General features: G+C 35.5%; 25 protein-coding genes, 1 pseudogene and 1 other annotated feature. Of the genes and pseudogenes, 7 read left to right on the top strand and 19 right to left on the bottom strand.

Annotated elements, in window-relative coordinates:
- Nucleotides 1-17: 17 nt before the first annotated feature.
- Nucleotides 18-266: a hypothetical protein gene (locus tag AXY_RS09020; RefSeq protein ID WP_015010495.1), complete on the bottom strand. Its 249-nt coding sequence runs from the start codon at nt 264-266 to the stop codon at nt 18-20.
- A 164-nt stretch (nt 267-430) separates the two neighbouring features.
- On the opposite strand from AXY_RS09020, the gene AXY_RS09025 reads away from it, so the two are divergent.
- Complete coding sequence (locus tag AXY_RS09025; protein WP_015010496.1) at nt 431-883, top strand: CotY/CotZ family spore coat protein; 453 nt, start codon at nt 431-433, stop codon at nt 881-883.
- A gap of 89 nt (nt 884-972) precedes the next feature.
- Here AXY_RS09025 and AXY_RS09030 read toward each other — a convergent pair whose 3' ends face one another.
- From AXY_RS09030 to mgtE, 3 genes are all read right to left on the bottom strand, one after another.
- Nucleotides 973-1,344, bottom strand: a complete 372-nt coding sequence (locus tag AXY_RS09030; protein WP_015010497.1) for a CotO family spore coat protein — start codon at nt 1,342-1,344, stop codon at nt 973-975.
- 91 nt (nt 1,345-1,435) lie between these two features.
- Nucleotides 1,436-2,215: an enoyl-ACP reductase FabI gene (gene fabI, locus AXY_RS09035; protein WP_015010498.1), complete on the bottom strand. Its 780-nt coding sequence runs from the start codon at nt 2,213-2,215 to the stop codon at nt 1,436-1,438.
- Nucleotides 2,216-2,372: 157 nt separating this feature from the next.
- Nucleotides 2,373-3,734 carry a magnesium transporter gene (gene mgtE, locus AXY_RS09040; protein WP_015010499.1) on the bottom strand — a complete coding sequence of 454 codons (1,362 nt, stop codon included), beginning with the start codon at nt 3,732-3,734 and terminating at the stop codon, nt 2,373-2,375.
- Nucleotides 3,735-3,897: 163 nt separating this feature from the next.
- Here mgtE and prpE point away from each other — a divergent pair, with 163 nt between their 5' ends.
- Nucleotides 3,898-4,641 (top strand): bis(5'-nucleosyl)-tetraphosphatase PrpE, encoded by a 744-nt coding sequence (gene prpE, locus AXY_RS09045; RefSeq protein WP_015010500.1) that lies wholly within the window; start codon nt 3,898-3,900, stop codon nt 4,639-4,641.
- 8 nt (nt 4,642-4,649) lie between these two features.
- Here prpE and AXY_RS09050 read toward each other — a convergent pair whose 3' ends face one another.
- From AXY_RS09050 to AXY_RS09060, 3 genes are read right to left on the bottom strand one after another with little or no spacing between them, the layout of a single operon-like run.
- Nucleotides 4,650-5,516: an RluA family pseudouridine synthase gene (locus AXY_RS09050; protein ID WP_015010501.1), complete on the bottom strand. Its 867-nt coding sequence runs from the start codon at nt 5,514-5,516 to the stop codon at nt 4,650-4,652.
- A 28-nt stretch (nt 5,517-5,544) separates the two neighbouring features.
- The gene (locus AXY_RS09055) at nt 5,545-6,348 is read right to left on the bottom strand and encodes an NAD kinase (RefSeq protein ID WP_041450337.1); all 804 of its coding nucleotides are present in this window, start codon (nt 6,346-6,348) and stop codon (nt 5,545-5,547) included.
- Nucleotides 6,349-6,376: 28 nt separating this feature from the next.
- Complete coding sequence (locus AXY_RS09060) at nt 6,377-6,997, bottom strand: GTP pyrophosphokinase (RefSeq protein ID WP_015010503.1); 621 nt, start codon at nt 6,995-6,997, stop codon at nt 6,377-6,379.
- A gap of 158 nt (nt 6,998-7,155) precedes the next feature.
- Between AXY_RS09060 and AXY_RS09065 the strand changes: the two genes are divergently transcribed.
- The 3 genes from AXY_RS09065 to AXY_RS09075 all read left to right on the top strand — a co-directional run bounded on the left by AXY_RS09065 (nt 7,156) and on the right by AXY_RS09075 (nt 10,431).
- Nucleotides 7,156-7,731 (top strand): CYTH domain-containing protein, encoded by a 576-nt coding sequence (locus AXY_RS09065; protein ID WP_015010504.1) that lies wholly within the window; start codon nt 7,156-7,158, stop codon nt 7,729-7,731.
- Between the two features lie 117 nt (nt 7,732-7,848).
- Nucleotides 7,849-8,748: a DsbA family protein gene (locus AXY_RS09070; protein WP_015010505.1), complete on the top strand. Its 900-nt coding sequence runs from the start codon at nt 7,849-7,851 to the stop codon at nt 8,746-8,748.
- Between the two features lie 483 nt (nt 8,749-9,231).
- Nucleotides 9,232-10,431: an MFS transporter gene (locus tag AXY_RS09075; protein ID WP_015010507.1), complete on the top strand. Its 1,200-nt coding sequence runs from the start codon at nt 9,232-9,234 to the stop codon at nt 10,429-10,431.
- Between the two features lie 206 nt (nt 10,432-10,637).
- Here the strand turns inward: AXY_RS09075 and pepF are convergent, their stop codons facing one another.
- The 10 genes from pepF to AXY_RS09125 form a co-directional block, all read right to left on the bottom strand.
- Nucleotides 10,638-12,455: an oligoendopeptidase F gene (gene pepF, locus AXY_RS09080; RefSeq protein WP_015010508.1), complete on the bottom strand. Its 1,818-nt coding sequence runs from the start codon at nt 12,453-12,455 to the stop codon at nt 10,638-10,640.
- Between the two features lie 180 nt (nt 12,456-12,635).
- A complete protein-coding gene (locus tag AXY_RS12305) occupies nt 12,636-13,787 on the bottom strand; it encodes a competence protein CoiA (RefSeq protein WP_015010509.1) in 1,152 nt (383 codons plus the stop codon).
- Between the two features lie 117 nt (nt 13,788-13,904).
- Nucleotides 13,905-14,591: an adaptor protein MecA gene (gene mecA, locus AXY_RS09090; RefSeq protein WP_015010510.1), complete on the bottom strand. Its 687-nt coding sequence runs from the start codon at nt 14,589-14,591 to the stop codon at nt 13,905-13,907.
- A 223-nt stretch (nt 14,592-14,814) separates the two neighbouring features.
- Nucleotides 14,815-15,210 (bottom strand): transcriptional regulator SpxA, encoded by a 396-nt coding sequence (gene spxA, locus AXY_RS09095; protein WP_015010511.1) that lies wholly within the window; start codon nt 15,208-15,210, stop codon nt 14,815-14,817.
- A 339-nt stretch (nt 15,211-15,549) separates the two neighbouring features.
- A complete protein-coding gene (locus tag AXY_RS09100; protein ID WP_015010512.1) occupies nt 15,550-16,767 on the bottom strand; it encodes a putative glycoside hydrolase in 1,218 nt (405 codons plus the stop codon).
- A gap of 223 nt (nt 16,768-16,990) precedes the next feature.
- Complete coding sequence (opp4A, locus tag AXY_RS09105; RefSeq protein WP_015010513.1) at nt 16,991-18,763, bottom strand: oligopeptide ABC transporter substrate-binding protein; 1,773 nt, start codon at nt 18,761-18,763, stop codon at nt 16,991-16,993.
- Between the two features lie 102 nt (nt 18,764-18,865).
- Entirely contained in the window at nt 18,866-19,786 is a 921-nt protein-coding gene (locus AXY_RS09110) for an ABC transporter permease (protein ID WP_015010514.1), read from the bottom strand.
- Nucleotides 19,787-19,806: 20 nt separating this feature from the next.
- Nucleotides 19,807-20,769, bottom strand: a complete 963-nt coding sequence (opp4B, locus tag AXY_RS09115) for an oligopeptide ABC transporter permease (RefSeq protein ID WP_015010515.1) — start codon at nt 20,767-20,769, stop codon at nt 19,807-19,809.
- A gap of 7 nt (nt 20,770-20,776) precedes the next feature.
- On the bottom strand, nt 20,777-21,709 hold the full coding sequence (locus tag AXY_RS09120) for an ABC transporter ATP-binding protein (protein ID WP_015010516.1): 933 nt from the start codon (nt 21,707-21,709) through the stop codon (nt 20,777-20,779).
- Entirely contained in the window at nt 21,706-22,719 is a 1,014-nt protein-coding gene (locus tag AXY_RS09125; RefSeq protein ID WP_015010517.1) for an ABC transporter ATP-binding protein, read from the bottom strand. The genes AXY_RS09120 and AXY_RS09125 overlap by 4 nt, the downstream gene beginning before the upstream one ends.
- A gap of 664 nt (nt 22,720-23,383) precedes the next feature.
- On the opposite strand from AXY_RS09125, the gene AXY_RS09130 reads away from it, so the two are divergent.
- The gene (locus tag AXY_RS09130) at nt 23,384-24,736 is read left to right on the top strand and encodes a DUF1593 domain-containing protein (RefSeq protein WP_015010518.1); all 1,353 of its coding nucleotides are present in this window, start codon (nt 23,384-23,386) and stop codon (nt 24,734-24,736) included.
- Nucleotides 24,737-24,770: 34 nt separating this feature from the next.
- Here AXY_RS09130 and AXY_RS09135 read toward each other — a convergent pair whose 3' ends face one another.
- Nucleotides 24,771-25,064 carry a HesB/YadR/YfhF family protein gene (locus tag AXY_RS09135; protein WP_041450159.1) on the bottom strand — a complete coding sequence of 98 codons (294 nt, stop codon included), beginning with the start codon at nt 25,062-25,064 and terminating at the stop codon, nt 24,771-24,773.
- A gap of 182 nt (nt 25,065-25,246) precedes the next feature.
- Nucleotides 25,247-25,450: a binding site (T-box leader), on the top strand.
- A 69-nt stretch (nt 25,451-25,519) separates the two neighbouring features.
- Here AXY_RS09135 and trpS point away from each other — a divergent pair.
- Entirely contained in the window at nt 25,520-26,512 is a 993-nt protein-coding gene (trpS, locus tag AXY_RS09140) for a tryptophan--tRNA ligase (protein ID WP_015010520.1), read from the top strand.
- Nucleotides 26,513-26,745: 233 nt separating this feature from the next.
- On the opposite strand, the pseudogene AXY_RS12615 reads toward trpS, so the two are convergent.
- Nucleotides 26,746-26,973: pseudogene (locus AXY_RS12615) on the bottom strand (transposase); the annotation flags it as partial.
- Nucleotides 26,974-26,983: the final 10 nt, after the last annotated feature.

Raw genomic sequence — 26,983 nt, forward strand, 5'->3', positions numbered from 1 at the left:
ATATTTCACTATTTTTTCTAAAGCCATGAAAATGGTGGACGACGATTAGGTTGATCTTCTGACTGTTGTTCAACTTCTTCCTCATCATTCTCTGACTCTTCTATAGGTTGTTCTTCATTTTCCACTTCAGATTGTTCGAATCTAGGTGGACGAGGGCCAAAGAATGGATGTCCTGGTCTCCCTTTACGAACGATAGGTTCAAAATAGACGTTTTCAGCCTGAATTACCAAGTCCTTTACTTTAATAATTTTTCTTTGATCAGACATTTACTTATCACTCCTTTTCTAACTAAGTATGAAGTCGCTAATAGTTTATGTGAACACGAACTGAATGTGCCTTTTTTTTATCCCATCCACATTTGCCCACACTAACAAACTACTTGCACATACCTTATAAGTGAAGAAGATTATATGAAAGGGGATAATTGCTTATGTCATGCGGCTCAAAATATCACACAGGTAGTTGTGTAGCGGATATATTAAAAGAAATTGTTGCAGCTCAGGACAATATTGCAGGGGATTGTTGTGATACAAGTTGTGAACGTTCAATAGCGGAATTGCTTGGTGATACTCAGGCTCCAACGAACTTAGACACTGTTCCTGTCCTGCTATATTGTAAAGATTGTACGCCATTTAAAGGATATGGTGCACCATTTAACGCGATTGCAGACGTAGTTGGAAGCTTCTACTTTAGAGTTAAAAAAGTTGATAGCAAAAACTGTGCAGTCCTTGAATTATTAAGAACACCAAATGATCCAGAAGCTGACCCAGTTTCACCAGTTACTCAATTTACAGCAAACTTACAAGCAACAGGTATTTGTATCACTGTAGATTTAGATTGCTTCTGTCATGTTACATGCTTACCTCCAATCACTGCACTATAAGGTTCAAACAAGAGGTTCCATTATTGGAACCTCTTTTTACTTAGCACGTTTATTGTCAATCTATTCAGACAGGGAAGCTAATTCCATTATCAAAAGCCTATGATCCTTAAATCACTAATCTCTTCAATCATAAAATTCCGTTTCCTTTTTGTATGTCTATCTTCAAAAACAAACTGCTGTCCTTCTCTAGCTATAATTCTCCCGCGATAAAGTTTATTACCTACTGAAAATCTACAGTTTAATTTCGGTAAAAAAGCAGATGGCTTGGCTAAATAATCTAGTTTTTCCTCAATAGTCATCTGATTAAATGCATTTCTCGATTGATTCGTATGTCTACCCAGTTCTTGTTGAACTGATGGGTTTGAAGATTCTTCATATTCAGTATGGTATTCAGCTTGCATTGGCGCATGTGGAGTCATTGAGCTAGACTGATCAATAAATAATAATGGTTTTGAAGCCATGAACACATCCTCCTCTCTTTAATTACTATATGAAAAATGCCGAAAATGTGTTATAACCCATAAAAAAAACAAGCAGCTCTGCTCGTTTTTTTTATGCTAAACCTAAAATATTATATCCTGCATCGACATGAATGATTTCTCCTGTAACGCCTTGTGATAAATCACTTAATAGGTAATATGCAGTAGATCCTACTTCTTCTTGAGTTACTGTTCGTCTTAGTGGCGCCTTCGTTTCAATCTCTTTTAAAATCGAATTAAAGTCACCAACACCTTTTGCCGATAAAGTTCGGATTGGGCCTGCTGATATAGCATTCACTCGAATATTATCTTTACCTAAATCATTGGCTAAGTATTTCATGCTTGCATCAAGACTTGCTTTGGCCACACCCATAATATTGTAATTCTGGACAACTCGTTCTCCACCTAAATAAGTTAATGTTATAATGCTGCCACCCTCAGTCATTAATGGTTTAGCAGCTCTAGCTACACCAACTAATGAATACGCACTTATATTATGCGCAAGTAAGAAACCATCACGTGATGTATCAACAAACTCCCCCTTTAAATCGTCTCGTTCAGCAAAAGCGATACAGTGAGCGACGCCATGAATCGTACCGACATCAGCTTGAATTTGCTTAAATGTATCTTGAATCGATTGATCACTTGACACATCACACTGATAAAATAATGACGAGTTCCCACTTAATGTTTCGGCTAATTGTTTTACTGGTTTTTCAAATCGTTCACTTGCATAAGTAAAAATTAACCGCGCCCCAACTTGATCAAGTGCCTTAGCAATTCCCCATGCTAAGCTTCGTTTATTTGCTACACCCATGATGACATATGTTTTATCTGATAATGAAAAGTTCATTTTACCAACCTCCCGGCGATTTTATAACTTGTTATTAGTACCTGATACTATATTAACGGAATCAATCAAAAAAAACAACTTTTTTCTTTAATTGAAAACAAAATAAAGACAGCAATTATTATTTCATGCTGTCCTTATAATTATGAAGCTATTTTATTTATAGTAAAAATTGCATAAACATCGTTGCCATACCAAAGTATATTGTAATTGAAATAATATCATTGATCGTCGTAATAAATGGCCCGGATGCAACGGCTGGATCAATATTCAATCGATTCATTAATAAAGGAACAAGCGCACCAGAAATCGTCGCGACAAATAACGTTATCGCTATCGACAGCCCGACTAAAAAGCCTAAAAACATCGTTCCTTGCCAAATAAAGATGATTAACCAAATCGCTAATCCACACGTAATACCCGTAATCATTCCTGTTATCGATTCACGCATAATTGTTTTGACAATACCGTGCTTTTGGAATTCACCTGTTGCGATCCCTCGAACGGCAACCGCCAATGATTGTGTACCAGTATTACCAGCCATACCAGCAATGAGTGGAATAAAAATCGCAAGTAATGCGACTTGTTCAAGCGTTTCTTCAAAACGTGCGATAATACTTGCTGTAAATAAGCCTAAAATTAATAAAATGATTAGCCAAGGTAATCGTTTTTTTGCTGCAGTAATAGGGTTTTGATCAACATCGTCAACATCGACCCCAGCTAATTTGGAGTAATCATCACTTGCTTCTTCATCCATTACGTCCATAATGTCATCAACTGTAATAATCCCTAATAAATGATTTTGGAAATCAACGACTGGAAGTGCTAGGAAATCATAATCTCGCATCATTCGTGCAATGTCTTCCTGGTCATCACCTACTGACACTGAAACAATTTGACGATTCACCACTTCATCAATCGTCAAATCTCCCTCTGCAATGATTAAATCACGTAATGAGATAACACCAATCAATTGCTGATCATCATTTACGACATAAATATAGTAGATCGTTTCAGCATCTGGAGCTGCTTTTCGAAGGTGACGCATTGCTTCTTTCACGGTCATATGAGTGTTTACAACGACAAATTCTGTCGTCATAATACTTCCTGCTGTTTTCTCTTCATAATGTAATAAATCTTTAATTTCGTCAGCTTCATCTTCAGGCATGATCGTCAAATAACTAGCAACTTTATTTTTATCAAGGTCATTTAAAAGGTCAACTGCATCGTCTGTTGCCATATTAGCTAAGACTTGTGCAGCATAGGTTGGATTCATTTCAACGATAAAATCACTTTGTTTTTCTCGTTCGACATGCTCAATCACATCAGCCATTTCCTCAGGAGACAAATAGGAATAAATTAAATATCTAACTTCCTCAGTTTGCGCCTCAAAAAACTCTGATTGGTCATAAGGGTGTATTTTAAGGAATTCATCCCTAAATTGGTTAATATCCTCATTTATAAGTGCTGCTTCAATGGCATCGTTTATTTTTTCACGTGCATTTATCGTCACATTATTCATAACTAAAACCCTCCTCTTTCTCTAAAGTTAATAAATTCATCAATACATTGTCTACAATATCTATTATTTGATACCCTTTACACTAAAATTGTACACTTTCTTTGTATTGAAAACCAGACAGATGCTAAACTTAACTTAAACAAGTGTTATGGAGGTTTAAATCATGAAATATGATATTATCGGCGATATCCATGGTTGTTATGAGGAGTGCCTAAAATTAATTGATAAATTAGGCTATCAATCAAACGGACAAAATTACTACCACCCTGAAAAAAGAATGCTTGTATTTTTAGGTGATCTAACCGATCGTGGACCATCATCATTAAAAGTTATTGAACTCGTTTATCAGCTAGTCATAGTAGATAAAATTGCTTACTACACACCTGGGAATCATTGTAATAAACTCTATCGATATTTCCTAGGAAATAAAGTTCAAATTCAGCATGGACTTGAAACGACTGTTGAAGAATACCAAGCACTTTCAAATCGCGATCAAAAAATGATACGGCAAAAATTTATTACTCTTTATGAGCAAGCTGATTTGTACATCCAATTACCTGATGTAAAAGCCGTCGTTGCCCATGCTGGAATTCGATCAGATTACATTGGACGTTATGATAAAAAAGTTCAGTCTTTCGTCTTGTATGGTGATGTCACTGGTGCTAAACACCCTGATGGAAGACCTATTCGTCGAGACTGGGCAAAGGATTACCACGGTGATCAATGGATTGTCTTTGGACATACACCTGTTTTAAAACCGAGACAACTAAACAAAACAATCAACATCGACCTCGGTTGTGTCTTTGGTAATAAACTAGCTGCGTTTCAATTACCTGAGGAAAAAGTTGTCACAGTTACTTCTAATCAGCCATTACAAGCTGAAAAATTTCATCAATACGACGAATAACGCTGCGACTATTTTTCAATGACATTAAGATCTTCTGGCCAGTTAGATTCAAACTGTAAACGTTCATTCGTAATCGGATGATTAAATGATAATTTTGTACAATGGAGCGCTTGTCGTTTAACTAAATCTACTGATCCACCATAAAGCTGATCACCGGCTAACGGATGACCAATATGAGCAAAATGCACTCTAATTTGATGTGTTCTCCCTGTTTCTAATTGAACAGCGACAAGACTATAATCATCATACGCACGAATAAGTTGATAATGCGTAATCGCCTGCTTACCTTCTGGTGTCACCATGCGTTCTATAATTGATTCAGATTTTCTACCAATAGGTGCATTAATTGTGCCAGAATGATTCATTAGTTTACCGTGGACAAGCGCCATATAATGCCGTTCTATAGGCTTCTGATGTAGTAGACTATGGCAATAATCCTGTTTAGCAACTAGCATTAGCCCTGACGTATCTCGATCTAGTCGAGTCACAATATGAACAGTATAATCAACATTTTGTTGATCATAATGATAAATCAAACCATTCGCAATCGCTGGCTCTTGGTTACCAAGTGAAGGTATAACTGCGATATTTGCATCTTTATTTAAAATAATTATGAAGTCATCTTCATAGATAATGTCTAGCTTTAACTTAACTGGTGTTAAGCTCGGTGATCGTATTTCTTTAGGGAATACAAGCCTTACCTGATCACCTGCTGTTAATACCTTTCTAACAGTAACTAACTCATCATTTACCAAAATCTGTCCACCATCAAATTTTAATGTTTTCACCATTGCACGTGATAAACCTATCTTTTCTCTCAAAAAATCACGGAGAATCATTTGATTCTCCGCTTCTGTTACTTGCCAAATTAACAACGCTCTCTACACCTTTCTCCAATAACACTTAATACTCATCTGAAATAAATGAATCTCTAACCCGCTTCCAAAATGGAAATGGTCTAAATCTTGCAAAACGAATCCGTTCTTTCGCAACTGTATATTCTAACGAAACAACATTTTCAACGCTTTTCGTCATATGATCAATCGTTAATACAAACTTTTGATCGCGATTAACTGGTACAAACTGACAAATATGGTGGCTCGGTAAAATTAGGGGTGAACCGATCGTACGAAAGACTCGATTGTTAATCGAAGACATTTCAGTCACCTGCATTGTTGACAACGATGGATGCACAATCGCACCACCTAACGCTTTATTATAAGCCGTACTCCCTGATGGTGTTGAGACACATAAACCATCACCACGAAAACGTTCAAAATGCATATCGTTAATTTTCACATCAAGAACGAGAGAGCCTTCAATTTTTTTAATTGTCGCTTCATTTAATGCTAAATACTTTTCTGGTTTAGTCTCGCCTTCTTTATGAATACTCATTGAAAGTAAAGGGTACTCTTTAATTTCAAACTGTCTTCTTGATATGGCGATCACAAGCTTTTCAATCTCCTCTGGCAACCAATCGGCATAAAAGCCTAAGTGACCAGTATGTAAGCCAATAAAAGCAGTCTCTTCTAGTCGGTGAAAATAGTCATGAACCGTATGTAAAAACGTTCCATCTCCCCCTACTGAAATCACTAACTCTGGTGCTTCTTGACTAATTTCTAAATCTAAATCCAATAAATACTTTTCAACCATAGATTTAATCATATTTGATTTATGATCACCTTTTGATGCAACATAAAACTTCATCATCATCATGGCCACCTTTTAACATTTACTATTTTTTATGAAAAATCCACTGCGCTTCCTGTACTTCTTCTCTAATCTTCGCCATTTCCTCATCTAATTGAAAGGCTGCTTCCGCTGCTTTTTTTAACCGCATTTGAATATCCTTTGGAATCTCACCACTATATTTATAATTAAGTGAATGCTCATTAATTGCCCAGAAGTTCATCGCTAATGTACGAATTTGAATTTCAACAGCGACAAACTGCTCACCATGAATTGTGGCAACTGGATAGCGAATAATAAGATGATATGATCGATAACCGCTTGACTTTTTTTCTTTTAGGTAATCCTTTTCTTCAATGATTTCAAAGTCATGACGAGCACGGAGTAAGTCGACTATGGTGTAAATATCATCAACAAATTGACAAACAATTCGAATTCCACCGATATCCTGAATTTTTTCTTTAATTTCATGCAAGCCAATATTTTTCCGTTCCGCCTTTGATAAAATACTTGCCACTGGTTTCACGCGGCCTGTGACGAGTTCAATCGGTGAATATTGCTTTTCAATTTCATACTGTTTTCGCATTCCGCGTAGCTTTACTTTTAATTCATCTACTGCTTGATGATAAGGGACTAAAAATGTTGTCCAATCGATTCGCTCTTTCATTCTTACACCACCTTCAATTTTATTGTATCACAGCAGGTTAATTTTTCGAGATGATTTCTCGACTTTTATCGTAACAATCATCTATACTAAGTTTATCGCTTCTGTGACTTTTTTAAGCAAAGTAACGTAGTCACATTGAACAATAAGGAGTTGATCATTTGCAACAAGAAATGGAATTCGAAGCAAAGAATATGTTAACTGAACAAGAATATAATCGGGTACTTAACTACTTTATTCAAGATCAAGCACAAGTTCAAACGCAAATTAATTATTATTTTGAAACAGATGATTTAGCATTAAGACATCACGGCTCTGCATTAAGAATACGTGAAAAAAATGGCCAATATGTTATAACGTTAAAACAGCCACAAGCAGATGGTTTACTTGAGACACATGTTAAGATTTCTGCTGAAATTAAAGATCAGTGGATTAACGAACAGCCAACGCGCATCAATCAGCTTGAAGTCATACTGAACCAATTAGGAATAGATTATCAAACCCTCAAATATCGAGGAAAACTAAAAACTGAGCGTATTGAATTAAACGATGATGACATAACATATGTATTAGATAAAAGCTATTATAATGGCGTAGTTGATTATGAAATCGAAGTAGAGGCAACGAGCTTTTTACAAGCAAACAGTAAGTTAGCTGATTTTTTAACGAAATACAACATTGAAAGAAAGACAACAAACAATAAGATAGCACGATTCTTTCAAACGTTAGGCGCTTGATAGTTTTTTCCATCGAGGCTTATCAGTTGCTCAATCATCATAGTCCTTGTTACAATGTAGATATATTTAGAAATGAACTGTCTAACCAGCAGTTTACCAAAAGAAAGGAGAATCGATTTGAGCTTCAAACAAACTGAACCTTACATTGATTTCAACACTCGTACAAAAAAGGTCCAGTGTAGCTATTTTGATCTTCTAAAAAAACCTATTGAAATTTATTTATTTATTGATCCGATCTGTCCGAATTCATGGACAATCAATCCATATATTAGAAAATTACAACTTGAATACGGTCGTTTTTTTACGATTCGACCCATTTTATGTAGTCATTTATTACAAACTAATCAATTTTTTATTAATCACCCTGAACAAATTGATGAGATTAACCATCGCATGATGCTACACCCGCAAAAATGTTTTGGTCCGAAAAATTTTAACCGAACAGAATTGAAGTATCCAGCAGACATCTTCTTCGCAATCAAAGCTGCTGAACTTCAAGGAATTAATGCTGGTAGACGGTACTTGCAAAAAATTCAAGAACATTTACTCTTTAATCAGACTGACATCTCAATTGATGATGTTCTAATCCAGGTTGCAAAGGAAGCGAAGCTCGATGTTGATGAATTCATACGCGATCTCCATTCTAACAGTGCAAAAAAAGCCTTGCGATGTGATTTAAAAGTATCAAGGGAAATGGAAATTGATCAAACACCATCAATAGTCTTTTTTAGTGAATCAGATGAAGATGAAGGCTTAAAAATCGCTGGATCTTACGGATACGATATTTATGTAAAAGTCTTATCAACATTGCTACAAACACAGATTCAGCCAATTGATAAACCTGAACTTGAAGACTTTATGTCATACTATCATTTCACAAGTTCAGAGGAAATTGCTATTATTTATGATTTTTCTGTTAAAAAAGCAGAACGCGAAATGAAAAAACTTCAACTCAAACAAATTGTGAAAAAAGTTTATGTTAATGGGCAATCATATTGGCATTATCAAAAGCAATAGCAATTATATTTTTACTAATTTATGATGATGTTCACCGGTTTTTAGCTGGTGAGCATCATTTTTTTATTTTTATATACATATTATATGAATAGCAGCTAAAAATTAATTTTGAAGTGTAGGGATGGATATGACTCAATTCGTTCGTTTGGCAATCGGATTGGCTTTGTTTATTTTTGCTGTCATTCTCAATCTATTTGGGCTAATGCGCATCGCTCCAATCTTAATCACGCTACCGCTTCTATTTATCTCGATTTATCTTCTTCTCAGTTTTTTATTACAACGTCATACATTTAGAGGTTTTAAATAATCGATCATTCATTCATGAACTGTCGATTATTTTTTTTGCTTACAATTACCAACTACGATTATGTTGGCTTTTCTAGATATTATTAGCTATATTTAATAGTGGGCTTTTATGCAGTTTTTTTGAATCGACACAAAACAGCCTAATAGACAGAAATTAAATAAGGGAGACAGTATTTAATGCAACATGAATCTAAATTATGGACAAGCAATTTTATTATTATTTCATTAACGAATTTTTTGCTATTTAATGCTTTTTATATGTTAATGGTCACTTTAACGACATATACGAGTAGTCATTTTCAAGCTAGTCAAAGCGTTGCTGGCTTAGCATCAAGTATCTTTGTACTAGGTGCAGTTTTAATTAGGCCTATTGCAGGCAAAATCATCAATCAGGTTGGTAAAAAGAAATTATTAGTGTTCGGATTAGTGATGTTTTTCGGCTTTATGATTTTTTATTTCGTCGTCGATTCTCTCGTTCTTTTATTAATCCTACGCTTTATTCATGGATTTTCTTTTGGGATTAGTACAACAGCTACAAATACGATTGTTGCTGATTTCGTGCCGATTACAAGACGCGGAGAAGGACTTGGCTATTTTGCAACGAGTACAAACTTAGCCGCTGCAATCGGACCTTTTTTCGGATTATTTATTAGTCAACGCTACAATATGTTGATTTTATTTATTTTCACATTATTATTAGCTACGATTTCTTTACTTATTTCATTTTTTATCAAAATGCCATTAGTCGAATTATCTACAGTGAAAAAACAAATGAAGTCGAAATTTCAGCTAACTGATTATATCGAAAAGACTACGCTTCCGATTGGGGTTGTTGTGCTTTTAATCGGATTTGTTTATTCAAGTATTCTCTCATTCTTAACTCAATATGCTACAGAGATTAACTTAGTAAATGCCGCTAGCTTCTTCTTTATCTTTTATGCCATTTGTTTAATACTCTCAAGACCGTTTAGCGGTAAAATGTATGACTTAAAAGGAGAAAATCCTGTTATCTATGCTTCGTTAATTATTTTTACTGTTGGAATGCTTATTTTCAGTCAAACTAACTCTGCTATTACATTATTACTTGCTGGTGCATTAATTGGTATTGGCTGTGGTACAATCCAGTCAAGTACGCAAACAATTGCTATTTCAAAAGCTCCTAAAGAAAGAATTGGACTTGCGACATCAACATTTTTTGTTTGCTTTGATTTCGGAATTGGAGTAGGTCCATTTTTATTAGGATTTATCCTACCACTTATGGGCTTTAGACAACTATACTTGATCATGGCAGGAATTTTAATATTATGTATTGCAATTTACTATCTCGTTCACGGTAAATCTGCAAATCAAGCACGAAACTTTACGAGTGAAAACTAATCGTGTGCGAAATTCTAATTTTGAGTGCGAATTTTTAGTTTTGAGTGCGAAATTCTAATTTTGAGTGCGAAATTTTGATTGTATAGTGCGAATTTTTAATTTTGGGTGCGAACGCACTATGAGATGGTGCGTTCGCACACAAAACGTTAGATATTACCAAATCAAAAACCTGCGAGATAATTAAATTCTCGCAGGTTTCTTATTACTTAGTTTAATTCTTCAAATAATGCTTCCATTTCGTTCAGTTTTTCTTCAAAAATATCTAGTGCTTGCAAGATCGGTGTCTTCTCAGTCATATCTACACCTGCTTGTTTTAATACTTCAATTGGATAATCACTGCTTCCTGCTTTTAAGAAACCGAAGTAGCGATCAATTGCAGGTTTTCCTTCTTTTAAGATTTTCAGTGATAAGGCTTGAGCTGCTGAATAGCCTGTTGCATATTGATAAACATAATAATTGTAATAGAAGTGTGGGATACGTGCCCATTCTAAGCCGATTTCTTCATCATGAATGACATCTTCACCATAGTACTTCTTATTTAACTCATAATAATGTTTAGTCAATGTATCAGGTGTTAATGCTTCACCTTCTTGATCAAGCTTATGAATTAAATGCTCAAATTCAGCAAACATTGTCTGACGGAAAACAGTACCTCTAAAGCCTTCTAAGAAGTTATTTAGTAAGTAGAGTTTCTCTTTTGGATCTTCTGTACGCTTAACTAAATACTCATTTAGTAACGATTCATTTAACGTTGATGCAACTTCTGCAACGAAAATAGAATAGTTACCATAGCGATAAGGTTGGTTTTCACGTGTATATAGGCTATGCATTGAGTGACCAAACTCGTGAGCTAGTGTAAAGACGTTATTTAGGTTATCTTGCCAGTTCATTAAAATATATGGGTTAGTACCATATACTCCTGATGAATATGCTCCACTACGTTTACCTTTATTTTCTTCAACGTCTACCCAGCGGTTGTCAAAACCTTCCTTCATTCGCTCAATATACTCTTCCCCAAGTGGAGCAAGGCCATCGATTAAAATTTGCTGTGCTTGCTCATAAGTATATTTAAAATCAACATCCTTAACGAGAGGTGTGTACATATCGTACATGTTCATCTCATCAAGACCAAGAATTTTCTTACGTAATTTTACATAGCGATGTAAAAGATCAATTCTATCGTTAACTGCTTCAACTAAGTTATCATAAACAGTTTCTGGAATGTTATTTCGGTCTAAAGCAGCTGCTCTAGCAGATGTATATTTTCGTACTTTTGCCATCGTATTATCTTTTTTCACTTGGCCAGATAATGTGGATGCAAATGTGTTAATAAACTTCTTATACGTATGATACATAGCTAAGAATGCATCACGACGAACTGCTCGTTTAGTTGATTCCATAAAATTAGTGTAACGACCGTGTGTTAATTCTACTTCGTTGCCGTCTTCATCTTTAATTGTTGGGAACGTTAAATCGGCATTATTAAGGGCACCAAATGTTTGTGAAGAACTATCAATCACTTCACTCATTTGCGCTAGAAGTGCTTCTTCTTGTTCTGATAATACATGCTCAGCTTGACGAACTATATCTGTTAATACTTTATTATATAGTTCAAGTTCTGGTTTTTCTTTAACGAACTGATCAAGTTTTTCCTTATCAATTGCTAAAATTTCCGGAACAATAAAGCTCATTTCGCTAGCTGCTTCAGTATACAGCGTTAGTGCTTTCGCATTTAATGCTTGATAGAATGAATTGGTTGTATCTTGGTCATGACGCATGTGGGCATATGTATATAGCTTACCAATTCGTTCAGATACAGCATCCTCTAATGTAAGCAGCTGATAGAGCTGATCAGCAGAGTCTGCTAAAGTGCCTTTAAAAGCAGAAAACTTCTTCAACTCCTCAGTAACTGCCTTTCTCTCCTCTTCCCAAATGTCGTCCGTAGCAAAAATATCTTCTAATCGCCACGTTCTCTCTACAGGAATCTCTTCCCTTGACTGTAATTTACTCGCTTCTTTTGTCAAAATGACTTCCTCCCTTGTTTTTCGAAGAATCTTGCCATTTGATCTTACTCTTGTTAATTAACAAAGATTCTTATTTGATGATTAATTTTTATTAATTTAATTTCAACCATTTGCAATAATTTTGTCGGTTGATATTTCCACTTTATTATACCGCAATCCTTGCAATTTTATTGAACAAAACTACTCGATTAATTTATTATGAAGTAATCGATCACTCCTTAATGCCTCTTCAACAGATGCATGCTGATTAATTGATCCATGGAAAATGTATTGATCATCTATCTTTGTCATTTTACCAAGCTTAATAAAATAGGCCAAATAGTCTGAAACCGGATCAACCACTTGTTGGAGTAAAGGATACTGATCTTGATGATTAATAAACGTTCGCATATAACGATTCAATTGATTAACAGTAAATTGCGGAAAGTGATTAAGAAAATCATAACATAAGTATGTCTGCCAAGTCCAAGCTGACACTTTCATTTTCCACTGACCATTGACAGGCAAACCAACCCAACTCGATAATAGTGATGGAAATAGCTGATTTATATAAAGCCATTCTCTAAATTTTTGCTCACGGGGGTTGAGTTTTTGAGGGATATTTAATCTGAAGCGTCGTTTCTCTAATAACCATTCATGGGTGAGATGATTGATTAACTTCTTCTCAAAAAAATTCTCGAGATGAATTGAGGCTGATGGATAAAATTTAAGCTTACCAATAGCACGATTATAGCCAGTTAAACAAGCTAGATCAAACCGAGCAAATTGTCGAGCATTTGGACAATAAAAATATATTTTCGCTACTGGATCATTTGAGAATTGATGAAGAAAATATTGTTCAGTAGGAGTTAAAAATAGACCTTGTTTACCTAATCGCCGCATCCGATTACCACCTAAAATCCATAATGGCGTTACTCCAATTGATTGATAACCTTTCGTTCGTGATACAATCTCACTTACAGGAATCGTCGCGCATTGGTATTCGATTGCTAATCGTTTCTTCTTAAATTGAATCAAAAGGTCCGCTCGTTGCTTAATCTCGGGAAAAAAGCATTCTAATTTGACATTTAAGTTTAAGCTTTTAAACAATGTAAACAAATCCAGCTTACCTCTTTCATGATACACACCCTCACCACCAACACGATTAGGACAGTTTTCTGTTGTTCGATGAGCAAAATGGGGAATCATTTTTGTTCCTGCTTTAATGACTAATTTACTCTTACAAATAGGACAATAGAACGGGGAGTTTTCTTGCTTAAGTTGACTGATTTTTGATTTAGAGAGGAGTGCGAGGGTAACCAATTGACCATTCTTTGAAACAGCCTGAAGCATTTTCCACCTTCCTTTTATATTGTGATATGTCTATATTCGACGCTCTACTCTAATTTCCCTTTTTTCAATAAAAAAGTCAATAACCGATCCTGTTCGGCTATTGACCATTGCTTAAAGCTATTTAAAATAATGTTGAGTTTGTTCTAAAGCATTTTCAGCGAAAATAACTTTACCATATTCTAAAATGACTGGGATAGTATCCTTTTCCTTATTTCCATATTCATAAATAATGCTCAATAAATTATCTTGAACATGGTCATCAATCACATCATCATCAAATTTAACAATTAGGACGTAGCGCTCATGATAATGGTATAATTCGCTCGATATCCCGTCTACTAAGTTAATCTGATGACTTAATTGAATAACGTCCTCAAAGTCTTTAAAGGCAACTGTATGTTGAATTAATCGTGCTTGATTATCTTGCTTAGCTTGCTTTTCACGCGATGCTTTGCGAATTTTCTCGCCAAGCTGCATATCTAATAAATCCTCAAGACGTTCATTTAATCCTTCATCAATTTGTGATGGTTCATTCGGTACTTGATAATCTTGTTCTTCTTTTGAGAGTTGTGCTTTAGTGACTGTAATCTCCAAGCCCTTCTCCATCGCTTGAACTTGAATCCAAAGAGGACCATCCATATCAAAAGCCTCTTGATCGCCCGCCTCGTCCATCACTTGCCAAAACAGTTGCTCACTTCGCTCGCGGCTATACCAAATTTCTTCACGATCGAAGCCTCGATTTTCAATATCTAAATACGACATATAAAATTTAATTGTATTATCATTAATTCTTTCAATTTCCATCCAGCTTCTCCCCTTTCAAAAAAAGGTCCATCGCCATTCACTTTATTTATATCTTACTCTACCCTATTTAAACTTGTGCTAAGCATTTCTAAAATGTATTCATATTAAATACCTATTTTAACGTATTTATCAACAATTGTCATCCTAATTTATCAAGGGAATCACGAAAAAACACAACCGATAACGATGTTTATGGCTGTGTTTTTACAGTAAGTATGAAAATTTAATTGACCATTCTTTGAGCTTCAAGTAATTGTAAGTTTCTAACCTTACGAGGTAAAAAGCGTCTAATTTCATCTTCATTATATCCGACTTGTAGTCGTTTCTCATCTAGAATAATTGGACGTCTTAAGATACCAGGATTTTCTTGAATCGTGTCGATTAAATCCTTCAATGACATTTGTTCAATATCAACTTCTAACTTTTGGAATGCTTTAGAACGAGTTGAAATAATTTCATCTGTTCCATCCTCAGTCATTCTCAAAATTTCCTTAATCTCATCAATTGTCAACGTATCGGAGAAAATATTTCTTTCATGATAAGGTATATCGTGTTCTTCTAACCATGCTTTCGCTTTCCGACATGATGTACAGCTCGGCGAGGTATAAAGTGTAACCATTTGACTTCACTCCTCATATATATAAATTTAATTGTTCACTATTTCATTTCATTATCAGATGACAATAAGTATAATGTAATAACTAATTATTATTATACTACATATTGTGTTATATTAATAGACCCTGATACATATTTACAAAGTATTTACACAATTAGTGATATTGAAATGATCGCTTTTACACGGTATTCCCTATTTTTATGCTTTTAAACTATATCTCAACAAATAAAAATAACTTTTCTCAATTAGCATCAGTAAAACATTCGTTAATTGAAAAAAGTTATTTCATCTACATATAGATATATGACGATCAGATATCGTTTATAATAAGTAAAAAAATTAATCAAGTGGTGTATAGTCTACTCCTTCTGTATACACGTTACCTGCATTCCATAGTAAGAATTCATTAATACCATTCTCATTTAACGCGCGAATTTGCGCTTCAACCTCTGCAACACCATATTGGAATGTTGGACCACTATACAACCACGGAGCTTCAAAGTCTTGAATCCACGGACGAGATATTGGTGGATTATCTAAAGCACCTAATACTTTATTTTCAAGCTTACTGTACTCATTTACTAAACGATACGGTTCTTTATCAGGAAAATCAATACCAAAGTGTGGTGTCCAGTGACTTGGATAAATCATTGATGAAATGACATCAACATTTTCTGAAATACGAGAAAAGTTTTGTCCAATCCCTGGTGTTTCCTCAACTGTAACAGCATAACCAAAGATATCAACTGATACATCGACACCATATTGATTCAATGTTTCTCTAGCATATGCAACAAAGTCTGTTACTGCTTCAACACGTTTTTTCACTGGTTCCATATCTAAATCAGCATAGTCTCCTAAACCATATTGCAAGATATCGTCACGAAGTTCGAAACCTTCTGGAAATCGAACATAATCAAATTGAATATCCTGAAAACCAAGTTCAACCGCCTTTTTAGCGATTTCTACGTTATACTCCCATACTTCCTTTTCATATGGGTTAACAAAGGCCTCTCCTCTGTTATTTACCCACACGTTACCGTTTTCGAGAAATGAGAGGTCTGGACGTTGCTTAGCTAAAACACTATCCTTAAATACAACAATCCGAGCAATAGGATAAATTTGATTTTCTTCTAATACTTCCATCATTTTCACTGGATCACCAATGTACGGTTTTGAAATATCATAAAATGGGGAATTTTCATCTGGTCTGAACGTTAAGTTCCCATAATCATCTTTAATATCGATTACCATTGCATTTAATTCAGTCGACTTTACAAGCTCTAATAATGTTTGAAAACGGGCACCACCTGCGGAATGACCTGTTACGTAAATTCCTCGTACATGATCCGGATAATTAAAAGTATATCCAGAATTATATGTAAAACGTGCTAAAAATCTATTTGGTTCAATTAACTGAATTTGCGTCTCTCTGGTTGAATGATCATTAACAATAAGTTGTTCTGAATTCTCTGCCATTATCGTTGGTTGATTTATTAATAAGCTGATTATTATAATCGCAAAAATAACCCAACCCTTTCTAAGTTGTTTAAACATGCTCTCTACCCCCAAGTCATTATTCCGCTATACAATATCAACAAGATAGTTATAAACACTTCATTTTTTCTATCTAGTTACTACTTTTTATAGCTTCTCACCTAATCCCCATTATATAAGAAAATACGATAAATTGATACGTGTAAACAGATATTTAGACAATTGAAGTATAAAAAACCCCAAACGAGTAACAATGACTCGCTTGAGGTTGGGTTGTGATTTATTATTCTGCTTTAACTGGCTCGTCTTGTGATACAGCTAGTTCATGACGGTAAATACCAGTTGATGAATCAAATCCAACAGCATAGTTTAATACTCTGTTATTAACAGGTACAAGTTTTGCTCGGTAAACTGTTGGGAATACTGGAACTTCCTCTACCATTAACTTCTGCCATTCTTTATAAACATTTTGACGATACTCTTGATCGAAAGCTGCTTCAGAAATACCTTCAGCTAATAAACGATCATTCTCTTCGTTTGTATAACGTGGGAAGTTAAATGCAGCATTTCGGCCATATAATCCTGATGGGTCAACGTCAGATGCAACACCCCAAGCACCTTGGTAAATGTCAATAGCTGGATCATCAGCTTCTACACGGTCATAGAATGTATTAAATTCTTGTAAACGGCCATCTAGTAATTGAACATTTAGTCCAACTGCTTCCCACGCTTGCATGTAGTAGCGTGCGATTGGTTCAGCTGTATCTCCACCTGACATTGATGCAAAGTTAATCACTAATTTATTTCCATCGCGGTCTTCACGGAAACCATCACCGTCAACGTCAATATAGCCTGCTTCATCTAAGATTTCATTTGCTTTTTCCGGATCATAAAGTGGAGCTTCAATCGTTCCATCATGATAATCTGGGTGTGAAGGTGGAATTAGAGTTGTTGCATTCCAACGTAAACCATTATAGAACTGTTTACCGATTGTATCATTATCAACTGCATACCACATCGCACGACGTAGGTTTACGTCAGCCATCTTCATATCTGGGTCCATAACAACTTCGCCAGCTTCTTCATCCCATTTTCCTAATTTAAAACCAATATACGTATAAGCATTTTCAACATCTGCTAAGAACTGAACGTTAGATAAATCTTTATTATCTGGATACTGATCAGTAGGGAATGAAGAAACTAAGTCAACTTCACCATTTTTAACAGATTGAACAACAACGTTCGGGTTCACAACACGAATCGTTACGCCATCAAGGTTTGGTTCACCTCTCCAGTAATCTTCGTTTTTCACTAAAGTTACCGATTCACCTGGTACAATACTGTCTACTTTAAATGGTCCCATACCGATTGGGTTACGACGAACTGCATCTGATGAAGACATTTCTGCTACTGGAATATCTTCAAAAATATGCTTAGGCATTGCATATGTCCAAACACCACTTGCTAATAAAGAAGGTGTAAATTGATCATAAGTAATTGTAAATGACTTTTCATCGTGAATTTCAATTCCTGAAATAGAATCTGCTTCACCTTTATGGTATGCTTCCATACCTTGAATAATTGTAAAATCAGAATTGTAACGAACACCATCATACTCTGGGTGACCAATTACTTCATAAGAAAATACCCAGTCTTCTGCTGTTACAGGCTTACCATCATGCCAGTTCACATTATCTCTAATTGTGAATGTAATTGAGTTTTCCTCTTGATTCACCTCAAAAGTTGCTGCGCCATCTTGAGTGAAATTGTAATTTTCATCAATCGCTAAAAGTGATTCATCAAACCAGTCAATAATCTCAACATCTGGATTTCCAGAATAGAAGGTATAGTTTAATGTTCCTTCAAATGGAGAATCTGTTACAAGGCCATAATTGATTGTACCACCTTCAATTGCCTCTCCTTCATTTGTTTTTATCTTGTCAAAATCATCGATAGAAAAAATCTGATCATCAGCTTTTTCACCACATGCAGCAAGAATTAATACTAATCCTACTAAAAGAACGGCTGAAAGCTTTTTCATGCTGTTTTTTATCATTTTGTATGACTTCCCCCTTCAATTTTATCTATAATTAATTGTGCTTTATTTATATATGCACAATAAAAATTATTTTATTTATAAATTAAGACATATAAATATTTAACCACGACGCTGTCTTGCGTCTGTTGCTCTTTTCAATGCTTCACCGACATTTCGGACACTAAGCATTAATAAGAAAATTAAGATCGCAGCTGGTAACCAAATCCACCAACGGTACTCTAATGTTTGTGGGTTTCTTGCATAGCTGAGTAATGTACCTAAACTTGGTGTTGATTCAGGGAAACCAAAGCCTAAGAAAGATAGACCTGATTCTAAACCAATGTTTGCTGCTAAGTTCAATGTCATTGAAACAATAATAATTGAACTAAGGTTAGGTAACACTTGACTAAACATAATCTTCCATTGTGGTGTACCTAATGTTTTTGATGCTTGCGCGTAATCTAACTCGCGCTCTTGTAATGCCTTTGAACGAATTAAACGGGCAATACCCATCCATAAAAAGGCGGTCATAATTAATGAAAAAGCTAATGTACTATAGCTTGGTACAATCGCAACAAATACGATAACGATCATTAAGAACGGTAGGATTTGGAAGAAATCTAACACACGCATCATAACGTTATCAACATTTCCACCAAAGTAACCAGCAATTAAGCCATATGTTACACCGATAACCCCAGTTAAGAAGGTTACGACAAAACCGATCCATAATGAGTTTCGTGTACCGATGATTAACTGACCGAAAACGTCACGTCCACCGTAGTCTGTTCCTAACCAGAATCTACTACTTGGTGGTTCGTGAATCGCAAATAGGTCAACTTTTACAATTTCCTCTAAATCTAATATTCCAGAGATTACAAACACAATGACAGTAATCCCAACAAAGAATATTAATGAAAATAAAGCTAATTTATCACGCACGATTTCGCGCCAAAGAATGTTTAAACCACTTTGACTGCGGTGTGCCTTTTTCTGTTTCTTAGCATCTAAATTTACTGTTTCTACTTTTGTTTCTTCCACTCCACTCACTCCTTCCTCAATTACTTAATTCGAATTCTTGGGTCAACTAAACTTAGGATAATATCAGAAAGTAGCGCTCCTAAGATAGAAGCAATTCCGAATAATAACACGACCGACGTTACGACACTATAGTCTCTCTGAATGATTGACTCCATAAATAGAAGGCCCATTCCAGGATAACTATAAATGGTTTCAATAAACACGGTCCCACCAATTAACCCTGTAATCTCAAATCCGAAAAATGCAGCAATCGGCAATAGTGAGTTTCTCAGCACGTGACGGTTATAGACACGTGATTCTGAAGCACCTTTAGCACGAGCAGTTAAGATAAAATCTTTTTGTTTCGTATCAATAATTTCATTACGTAAATATTGAACGGTACTTACCGTTGTAATCAATGCCATTGATAAAGATGGTAACATTAAGTGATGCGCTCGACTTAACACGTATTCAAATGTACCTGGTGTTAAACCTGCTTGCACACTTGATCCCGTTGGGAACCAACCTAAGTTGAAACCAAAAATCCATAAAGCAACAAGGGCAAAGATAAATAATGGTGTTGCAAAACCAACATACGTATAACCTGTAATCAACTGATCACGTAACGTATCATTGTAACGACCACTTGTAATACCAAGTGGAATGGCAATTAAATACGTAAACACTAACGTTGTTAGTGATAACCAAACCGTATTGTTTAAACGTTGACCGATTAACTCAGTAACATCCATTTTAAATCGGAACGATTGACCTAAATCACCTTTTATTGCACTAGAAATCCAGTTTGCATACTGAACATACCAAGGATCATTTAAACCAAGACGTTCTCTCTGTTCTGCGATTGTTGCAGGGTCAAGGTTTGGATCAATTAAACCTGTTAATGCATCACCCGACATGAGTTGTGCCATTAAAAAGATCAGCACACTTAGTAAAAGAATTTGCGGTAATGTTGTAATTAAGCGTCTAATAATAAATTTCCACATCGGTCATTCACCCTCTCTCTGGCAAAGCAACAAGATGAGTGTCTGAGTGGCGACGCAATGGATAAGCTAAGCCCTTTTCATCAAAGTACTTATCATAATCTTGTTCATATTCTCTTTGAACAGCTTCTCTAAATTCCTTTTGCTTTGCTCGATTATTTGGATTAATATCTGGAATGGCTGCAACTAAGCGCTTCGTATAAATATGTTGTGGATTAGAGAAGATATCATCTGTATCCCCTTCTTCTACAAAACGACCTTTATACATGATGCCAATCCGGTCACTCATATGTTTAACAATACCTAAATCATGACTAATAAATAAGTACGTTAAATTCAGTTCTTTCTGAATATCTTGCATAAAGTTAAGCACCTGTGCTTGAACTGATACGTCAAGTGCAGATACAGGCTCATCAGCAATAATCAGTTTTGGCTTTAGGGCAATCGCACGGGCAATCCCAATACGTTGACGTTGTCCACCTGAGAATTGGTGAGGGTACTTATAAATACTCTCTTCAGATAAACCAACCTTCTCCAATAAACCGATAACTTCAAATAACTCTTCTCTCTTCGTCATCTTTTCAAAGTTTCTAAGTGGTTCAGCGACGATATCAAGGACACGTTTTTTCGGGTTAAGTGATGAATACGGGTCTTGGAAGATCATTTGAATATCGCGTCTAAAGTCTAATTTTTTATTCTTTTTCGAATATAAATCTTTTCCTTCAAATAGCACTTGACCTGATGTAATATCATTTAAACCAATGATAGCTCGACCTGTCGTTGTCTTACCTGAACCTGATTCACCAACAAGACCATAAGTCGTTCCTTGTTCTATTTGAAAAGATACCCCATCGACTGCACGAACTGCGTCGATTTTACGATTCAAGATTCCTCCTCGAATCGGGAAATGAACTTTTAAATCTTTTATCTCAAGAAAGGTCATTTCTTTTCGACCCCCTCTTTATCTGGAAAATAAAAATGTTGATAACATGAGCAGCGGACAAAGTGTCCTGGCTCAATTTCTCTTAATTCTGGGTGTTCCTCGTGTGCAGAATCATCAATCCAAGGAATCCGATCTTTAAAGCGACAACCTACTCGTGGTAAGTGAGCTAATGAAGGGACAATCCCTTGAATAACATGTAACTTCTCTTGTTTTTTAGAATCTGTTGAATTAGGAACTGAATTTAATAATGAACGTGTATATGGATGTTTCGGGTTTTCAAACAATGTTTTCACATCGGTAATCTCAACAATTTCCCCCGCATACATTACCGCTACACGGTCTGCCATCTCCGCCACAACTCCAAGGTCGTGCGTAATTAAAATAATGCCTGCGTCCATTTTTTCTTTAAGGTCTCGAATCAAATCGAGAATTTGCGCTTGGATTGTTACGTCCAGAGCAGTAGTTGGTTCGTCTGCAATTAACAACTCTGGGTCATTAGCAATCGCAATTGCGATCATGACACGTTGGCGCATTCCACCTGATAATTCATGTGGGTATTGATCAATCACATAATTTGGTCGAGGAATACCAACCTGATCCAGCAAATCAATTACTCGATCTTGAACATCCTTTTTCGTTAATTTACGGTCATGTAAAAAGAGCGCCTCACCGATCTGTTGCCCTACTGTCATTAATGGGTTCAATGCAGTTAATGGGTCTTGGAAAATCATCGCCATGTCCTTACCTCGCATCTCATTAAGACGTGAAGCTGACATGTCAATTACATTCTCACCTTTAAATAAGATTTCCCCTTCAATTTTCGCGCGATTATGCAGGCGCATGATTGAAAAAGCTAACGCACTTTTCCCTGATCCTGACTCTCCTACGATAGCTAAGACTTCATTTTTTCTCACATTTAATGAGACGTTGTCAACTGCCGCATAATAATCATCGCGAATTCGAAAGGAGGTCTGTAAATTCTTAATTTTCAATAGCTCTTCGTTACTCACTTAAAACCTCTCCTCTCTCACTCTCTATCCTTTGAAATTTATCAAGCATTTTTATACAAAAGATCTAAATGATTAATTATGAATGCTTTTTAGTAGGCTGACTGTCGTCAAATGTGAGATTTAAATAATTAATCAACTACCCTTTTACATAAAAAAGGCATCGACAGTTAACCTGCAATAAAAAATCTCTATATTTAGAAAATTTAGTAGAGATTAAAATATAAATACTTTTGTATAAACTTGTTTTAAAATATCTACGTATGTAGAAAAATAATTAAAGGACTAAATATTTAGATCTAAAAATGGGCATGCATTTAATTGCATAGAAAGAATTATATTGGATTGGCTTTAAAAATGCAATATTAATCGAATAATAAGATAATATTCGCAAATATAGCAATTTTCAGTTAAATCTCACATTCCTTGATTCTCAAAGGGTTAGAAGTTTTTTAAAATCATTGATTTGACCTATGTAATTTCTTCCTATAAACGTTTTAAACATAATTTATGCAATTTTTGCATTATTTGATTTCCTTTTTCTATTAATAGAATTCACAAATCATAGTAGATTATACAAGTTTTCTTGAATGAAACTTCACGATATATTAAAGTTGTTAATATATAGAAGTATATGACTATACTAAATAATAAGGGGATTAGACAGATGAAAAAGACACGCGTTTTTGTCTTAACTGATATCGAAAATGAACCTGATGATGCGATGTCTCTCGTTCGATTTCTTGTATATGCTAATCAATGGGATATTGAAGGACTTGTAGCCACAACGTCAATTCATTTAAAGGATCGGACGGCAAAACATCGGATTGAAGAGATTGTCACTGCTTATGGAAAGGTTAGAGATCAATTAGAAAAGCATGAACAAGGTTTTCCAACAGCTGATCAACTTAAATGCGTAATTAGTGAGGGGCTTCCCGTCTATGGGTTCAAAGGAGTCGGTAAAGACAAGGATTCAGCTGGATCTGAACGTTTAACACAAGCAATTAAACGACAAGACCATCGTCCATTATGGGTGTTGTGCTGGGGTGGCACGAACGTGCTTGCTCAAGCTCTCTGGAAACTGAAACAAATCTGTTCTCCAGAAGAATTCGATCATTACATTGCACAGCTCCGTGTCTTTACAACTTCTGATCAGGATGATACTGGTCCGTGGCTCCGCAAAACATTTCCGCAATTATTCTATATAACTAGTCCAGGCTTTCATGATGGTGGTGCATATCACTATGCAACGTGGAGTGGAATTAGTGGAGACAGGTTCCATGGACGATTTACTGGTGCTAACTTTGACATTGTTGATAATCCTTGGCTTGAGGAAAATATTAGGTGCAAAGGTCCGCTTGGCGCAAAATACCCTGAAAGTAAGTATTTAATGGAAGGAGATTCACCTACTTTTCTCTATTTAATACATAATGGACTTAGTAATCCAGAACATCCAGAGTGGGGTAGCTGGGGAGGACGCTATGAACTATATACACCTAGAATGCAGAAATACTTTTTAGAAGCAGAAACAAGACCAATATATTCAGACTGTATGGATGAAGTCTTAGGCATTGACGAGCATTGGCATACGAGTAATCATGCCACGATTTGGCGATTTAGAGAAGCATTTCAAAATGACTTTAGTGCACGAATGGATTGGACGATTAAGGAAGTTGATGAAGCGAATCACCCACCAGTTGCTCAGTTAAATCACCCCAATGTTTTATCTGCTAGACCTGGTGATAAAATTGAGCTTAGCGCGAAAGGTTCCTTCGACCCTGATGGTGATCAATTGTCTTATCATTGGTTTTACTATCCAGAAGCAGGATCATTTACATTCAGTCATCCAACGACCCCCGAATCCATTAATATTCATCACGCTGATCAAGAAGAAGCTTATTTTATTGTACCAAGTGAAAATATATTCCGAACTGGTACGATTCATATTATATTAGCGGTCACAGACAACGGGACACCCGCTTTAACTAGATACCAACGCGTCATTATTCACGTAAACTAAAACCAGCAACAGTGATCTTGTTGCTGGTTTTGTTTTATTTATGATATTCGAATGTAATTTCGTCTTGTTCTTCTAAATAGTCAATTTTTAAATCATGACCATCAAAAAACCATAAATCGTCTTGTTCTACAAGGAAACGAACTTTATCTCTTTCAAAAATAATTGCTTCGCCGATCGGTTGATCGACTTTCAAGAAAGCTAAGGCAAAGTTTTTTTGAACTGGACTTGTCCCATATATTTGCGGGTAGAACTTCACATATTCACTTTCATTTACACCGTAATCTTCTTTGAACCATTTTAAAGCTCGATCAGTTGCTTCTATATTCATCATAAAAAATCCTTTCAAGCTTGATTTTAGTTAATTATAAAGCTACTCATATTATACCACGTTTCCCCAATTTTAAAAGAAATCTGATTTACCAGCCAAACCCCATCGATATTACCTATTCATACTTACATATGTCGACTTGCCTTACTTAGTGGAATTGATTATAATATGAATAATTATATTTTAGTGCGTTGACAAAGTTTAGGATTCATAACCACTGGTTTACAAGAGAGTCTGGTCGCTGGAAACAGACACCAAGTTGTGATGAAATTGGGGCTTTCGAGCATGTATGGATAACATACCGTTTTGATCAAACGTTATCAGATCTAAAGTGATCTCATTTTCCGAGATAATTAGGGTGGCACCGCGATCTATTCGTCCCTTTATGATAATTTCGGATTATGGGTTTTTTTATTTTTTTGACTATATTTAGCTAAAAAGGATTGGTGAAACAAATGGAAACAATTTTTTCAGGGATTCAACCTAGTGGTTCATTAACATTAGGAAATTATTTAGGCGCAATGAAACAGTTTGTAGAATTACAAGAAGACTATAATTGTTATTTCTGTATTGTCGATGAGCATGCCATTACAGTACCACAGGATCGACTAAAATTAAGAAAGAACATCCGAGAGCTTGCAGCACTTTATATTGCTAGCGGAATCGATCCGAATAAAGCAACATTATTTATTCAATCAGAAGTACCAGCCCATACACAATTAGGTTGGATTATGCAGACACAAAGCTATATTGGTGAGTTGGAAAGAATGACACAATTTAAAGATAAGTCAAAAGGTAAGGAAGCAGTGTCATCAGCCTTACTCACTTACCCACCATTAATGGCAGCAGATATTCTACTATATAATACGAGCTTAGTACCTGTTGGAAATGACCAAACACAGCACTTAGAATTGACACGTGATTTAGCTGAACGATTTAACAACAAGTACAACGATATTTTTACAATTCCACAAATCAAGGTCTCAGAAGTTGGCGCAAGAATCATGTCACTGCAAGAGCCGACAAAGAAAATGAGTAAATCAGATGTTAACCAAAAAGCAACCATTTATATGCTCGACGAACCAAAGCAAATTGAGAAAAAGATAAAAAGCGCTGTGACAGATTCAGACGGTGTCGTTCGTTTCGATAAAGAGCAGAAACCAGGCATAAGCAACTTGATGACGATTCTTGCAAGTTGTACAAATCAAACATTAGAACAAATAGAAGAAAAATATCGCGGTGTTGGTTACGGACAATTCAAACAAGATGTCGCTGATGCTGTCGTTAATGAATTAAGACCGATCCAAGAACGATTCTATCAAATCATCGATTCTCAAGAACTAGATGATATCTTAGATCAAGGAGCTGAAAAAGCAAGTTTCGTTGCTAATAAAACATTAGCTAAAGCTAAAAAAGCTATGGGACTTGGCCGAGTTAAAAAACGATAATATGTGGTTCAATGTTAAATAGTGTTGGTAGGTTTATAATTAGTCGAGAATAAATTTATATTGGTTTTAATAAAGATACAACTTATTCACCGCAGGTGAAATACACTCGCTTTCCGCGGGCACGGCTTTTAGCTAACTAAGGCAAGCAAAGAGCGCTTGCCTTAGTTGATCTTCAGCTCGTGCTCTTCCCGCAGGAGTCTCGTGTATTTCACCTGCTGTTTTTCACGTCTAAATTAAATGGCTGCTTCATATCGTGTTTCTTTTTGCATTTTTTTACTCAAATTTGTTTCTATTGATTTAAACTTGAAGTGAATCATCATTCGTTTCTTGAAATTATAAAAATTACGATAACCGTATGCGACTTTGCTTAGTACCTTGATCTTGTTGTTAATCCCTTCAATTCGACCGTTGTTGTATGTGTGAATAAAACTAATCTTTATATATGGTAAATGCATACTTATAATAAAAAAA

The sequence above is a fragment of the Amphibacillus xylanus NBRC 15112 genome (assembly GCF_000307165.1).
Lineage (GTDB): Bacteria > Bacillota > Bacilli > Bacillales > Amphibacillaceae > Amphibacillus > Amphibacillus xylanus.

Excerpts from the sequence above, each read along its gene's own strand:
- mgtE (WP_015010499.1), bottom strand. The coding sequence starts at position 3,734 with ATGAATAATGTGACGATAAATGCACGTGAAAAAATAAACGATGCCATT.
- fabI (WP_015010498.1), bottom strand. The coding sequence starts at position 2,215 with ATGAACTTTTCATTATCAGATAAAACATATGTCATCATGGGTGTAGCA.
- opp4B (WP_015010515.1), bottom strand. The coding sequence starts at position 20,769 with ATGTGGAAATTTATTATTAGACGCTTAATTACAACATTACCGCAAATT.
- AXY_RS09135 (WP_041450159.1), bottom strand. The coding sequence starts at position 25,064 with ATGAATATAGAAGCAACTGATCGAGCTTTAAAATGGTTCAAAGAAGAT.
- spxA (WP_015010511.1), bottom strand. The coding sequence starts at position 15,210 with ATGGTTACACTTTATACCTCGCCGAGCTGTACATCATGTCGGAAAGCG.
- AXY_RS09130 (WP_015010518.1), top strand. The coding sequence starts at position 23,384 with ATGAAAAAGACACGCGTTTTTGTCTTAACTGATATCGAAAATGAACCT.
- mecA (WP_015010510.1), bottom strand. The coding sequence starts at position 14,591 with ATGGAAATTGAAAGAATTAATGATAATACAATTAAATTTTATATGTCG.
- AXY_RS09020 (WP_015010495.1), bottom strand. The coding sequence starts at position 266 with ATGTCTGATCAAAGAAAAATTATTAAAGTAAAGGACTTGGTAATTCAG.
- AXY_RS09025 (WP_015010496.1), top strand. The coding sequence starts at position 431 with ATGTCATGCGGCTCAAAATATCACACAGGTAGTTGTGTAGCGGATATA.
- AXY_RS09060 (WP_015010503.1), bottom strand. The coding sequence starts at position 6,997 with ATGAAAGAGCGAATCGATTGGACAACATTTTTAGTCCCTTATCATCAA.
- trpS (WP_015010520.1), top strand. The coding sequence starts at position 25,520 with ATGGAAACAATTTTTTCAGGGATTCAACCTAGTGGTTCATTAACATTA.
- opp4A (WP_015010513.1), bottom strand. The coding sequence starts at position 18,763 with ATGATAAAAAACAGCATGAAAAAGCTTTCAGCCGTTCTTTTAGTAGGA.
- prpE (WP_015010500.1), top strand. The coding sequence starts at position 3,898 with ATGAAATATGATATTATCGGCGATATCCATGGTTGTTATGAGGAGTGC.
- AXY_RS09120 (WP_015010516.1), bottom strand. The coding sequence starts at position 21,709 with ATGACCTTTCTTGAGATAAAAGATTTAAAAGTTCATTTCCCGATTCGA.
- AXY_RS09030 (WP_015010497.1), bottom strand. The coding sequence starts at position 1,344 with ATGGCTTCAAAACCATTATTATTTATTGATCAGTCTAGCTCAATGACT.
- AXY_RS09075 (WP_015010507.1), top strand. The coding sequence starts at position 9,232 with ATGCAACATGAATCTAAATTATGGACAAGCAATTTTATTATTATTTCA.
- AXY_RS09100 (WP_015010512.1), bottom strand. The coding sequence starts at position 16,767 with ATGTTTAAACAACTTAGAAAGGGTTGGGTTATTTTTGCGATTATAATA.
- AXY_RS12305 (WP_015010509.1), bottom strand. The coding sequence starts at position 13,787 with ATGCTTCAGGCTGTTTCAAAGAATGGTCAATTGGTTACCCTCGCACTC.
- AXY_RS09055 (WP_041450337.1), bottom strand. The coding sequence starts at position 6,348 with ATGAAGTTTTATGTTGCATCAAAAGGTGATCATAAATCAAATATGATT.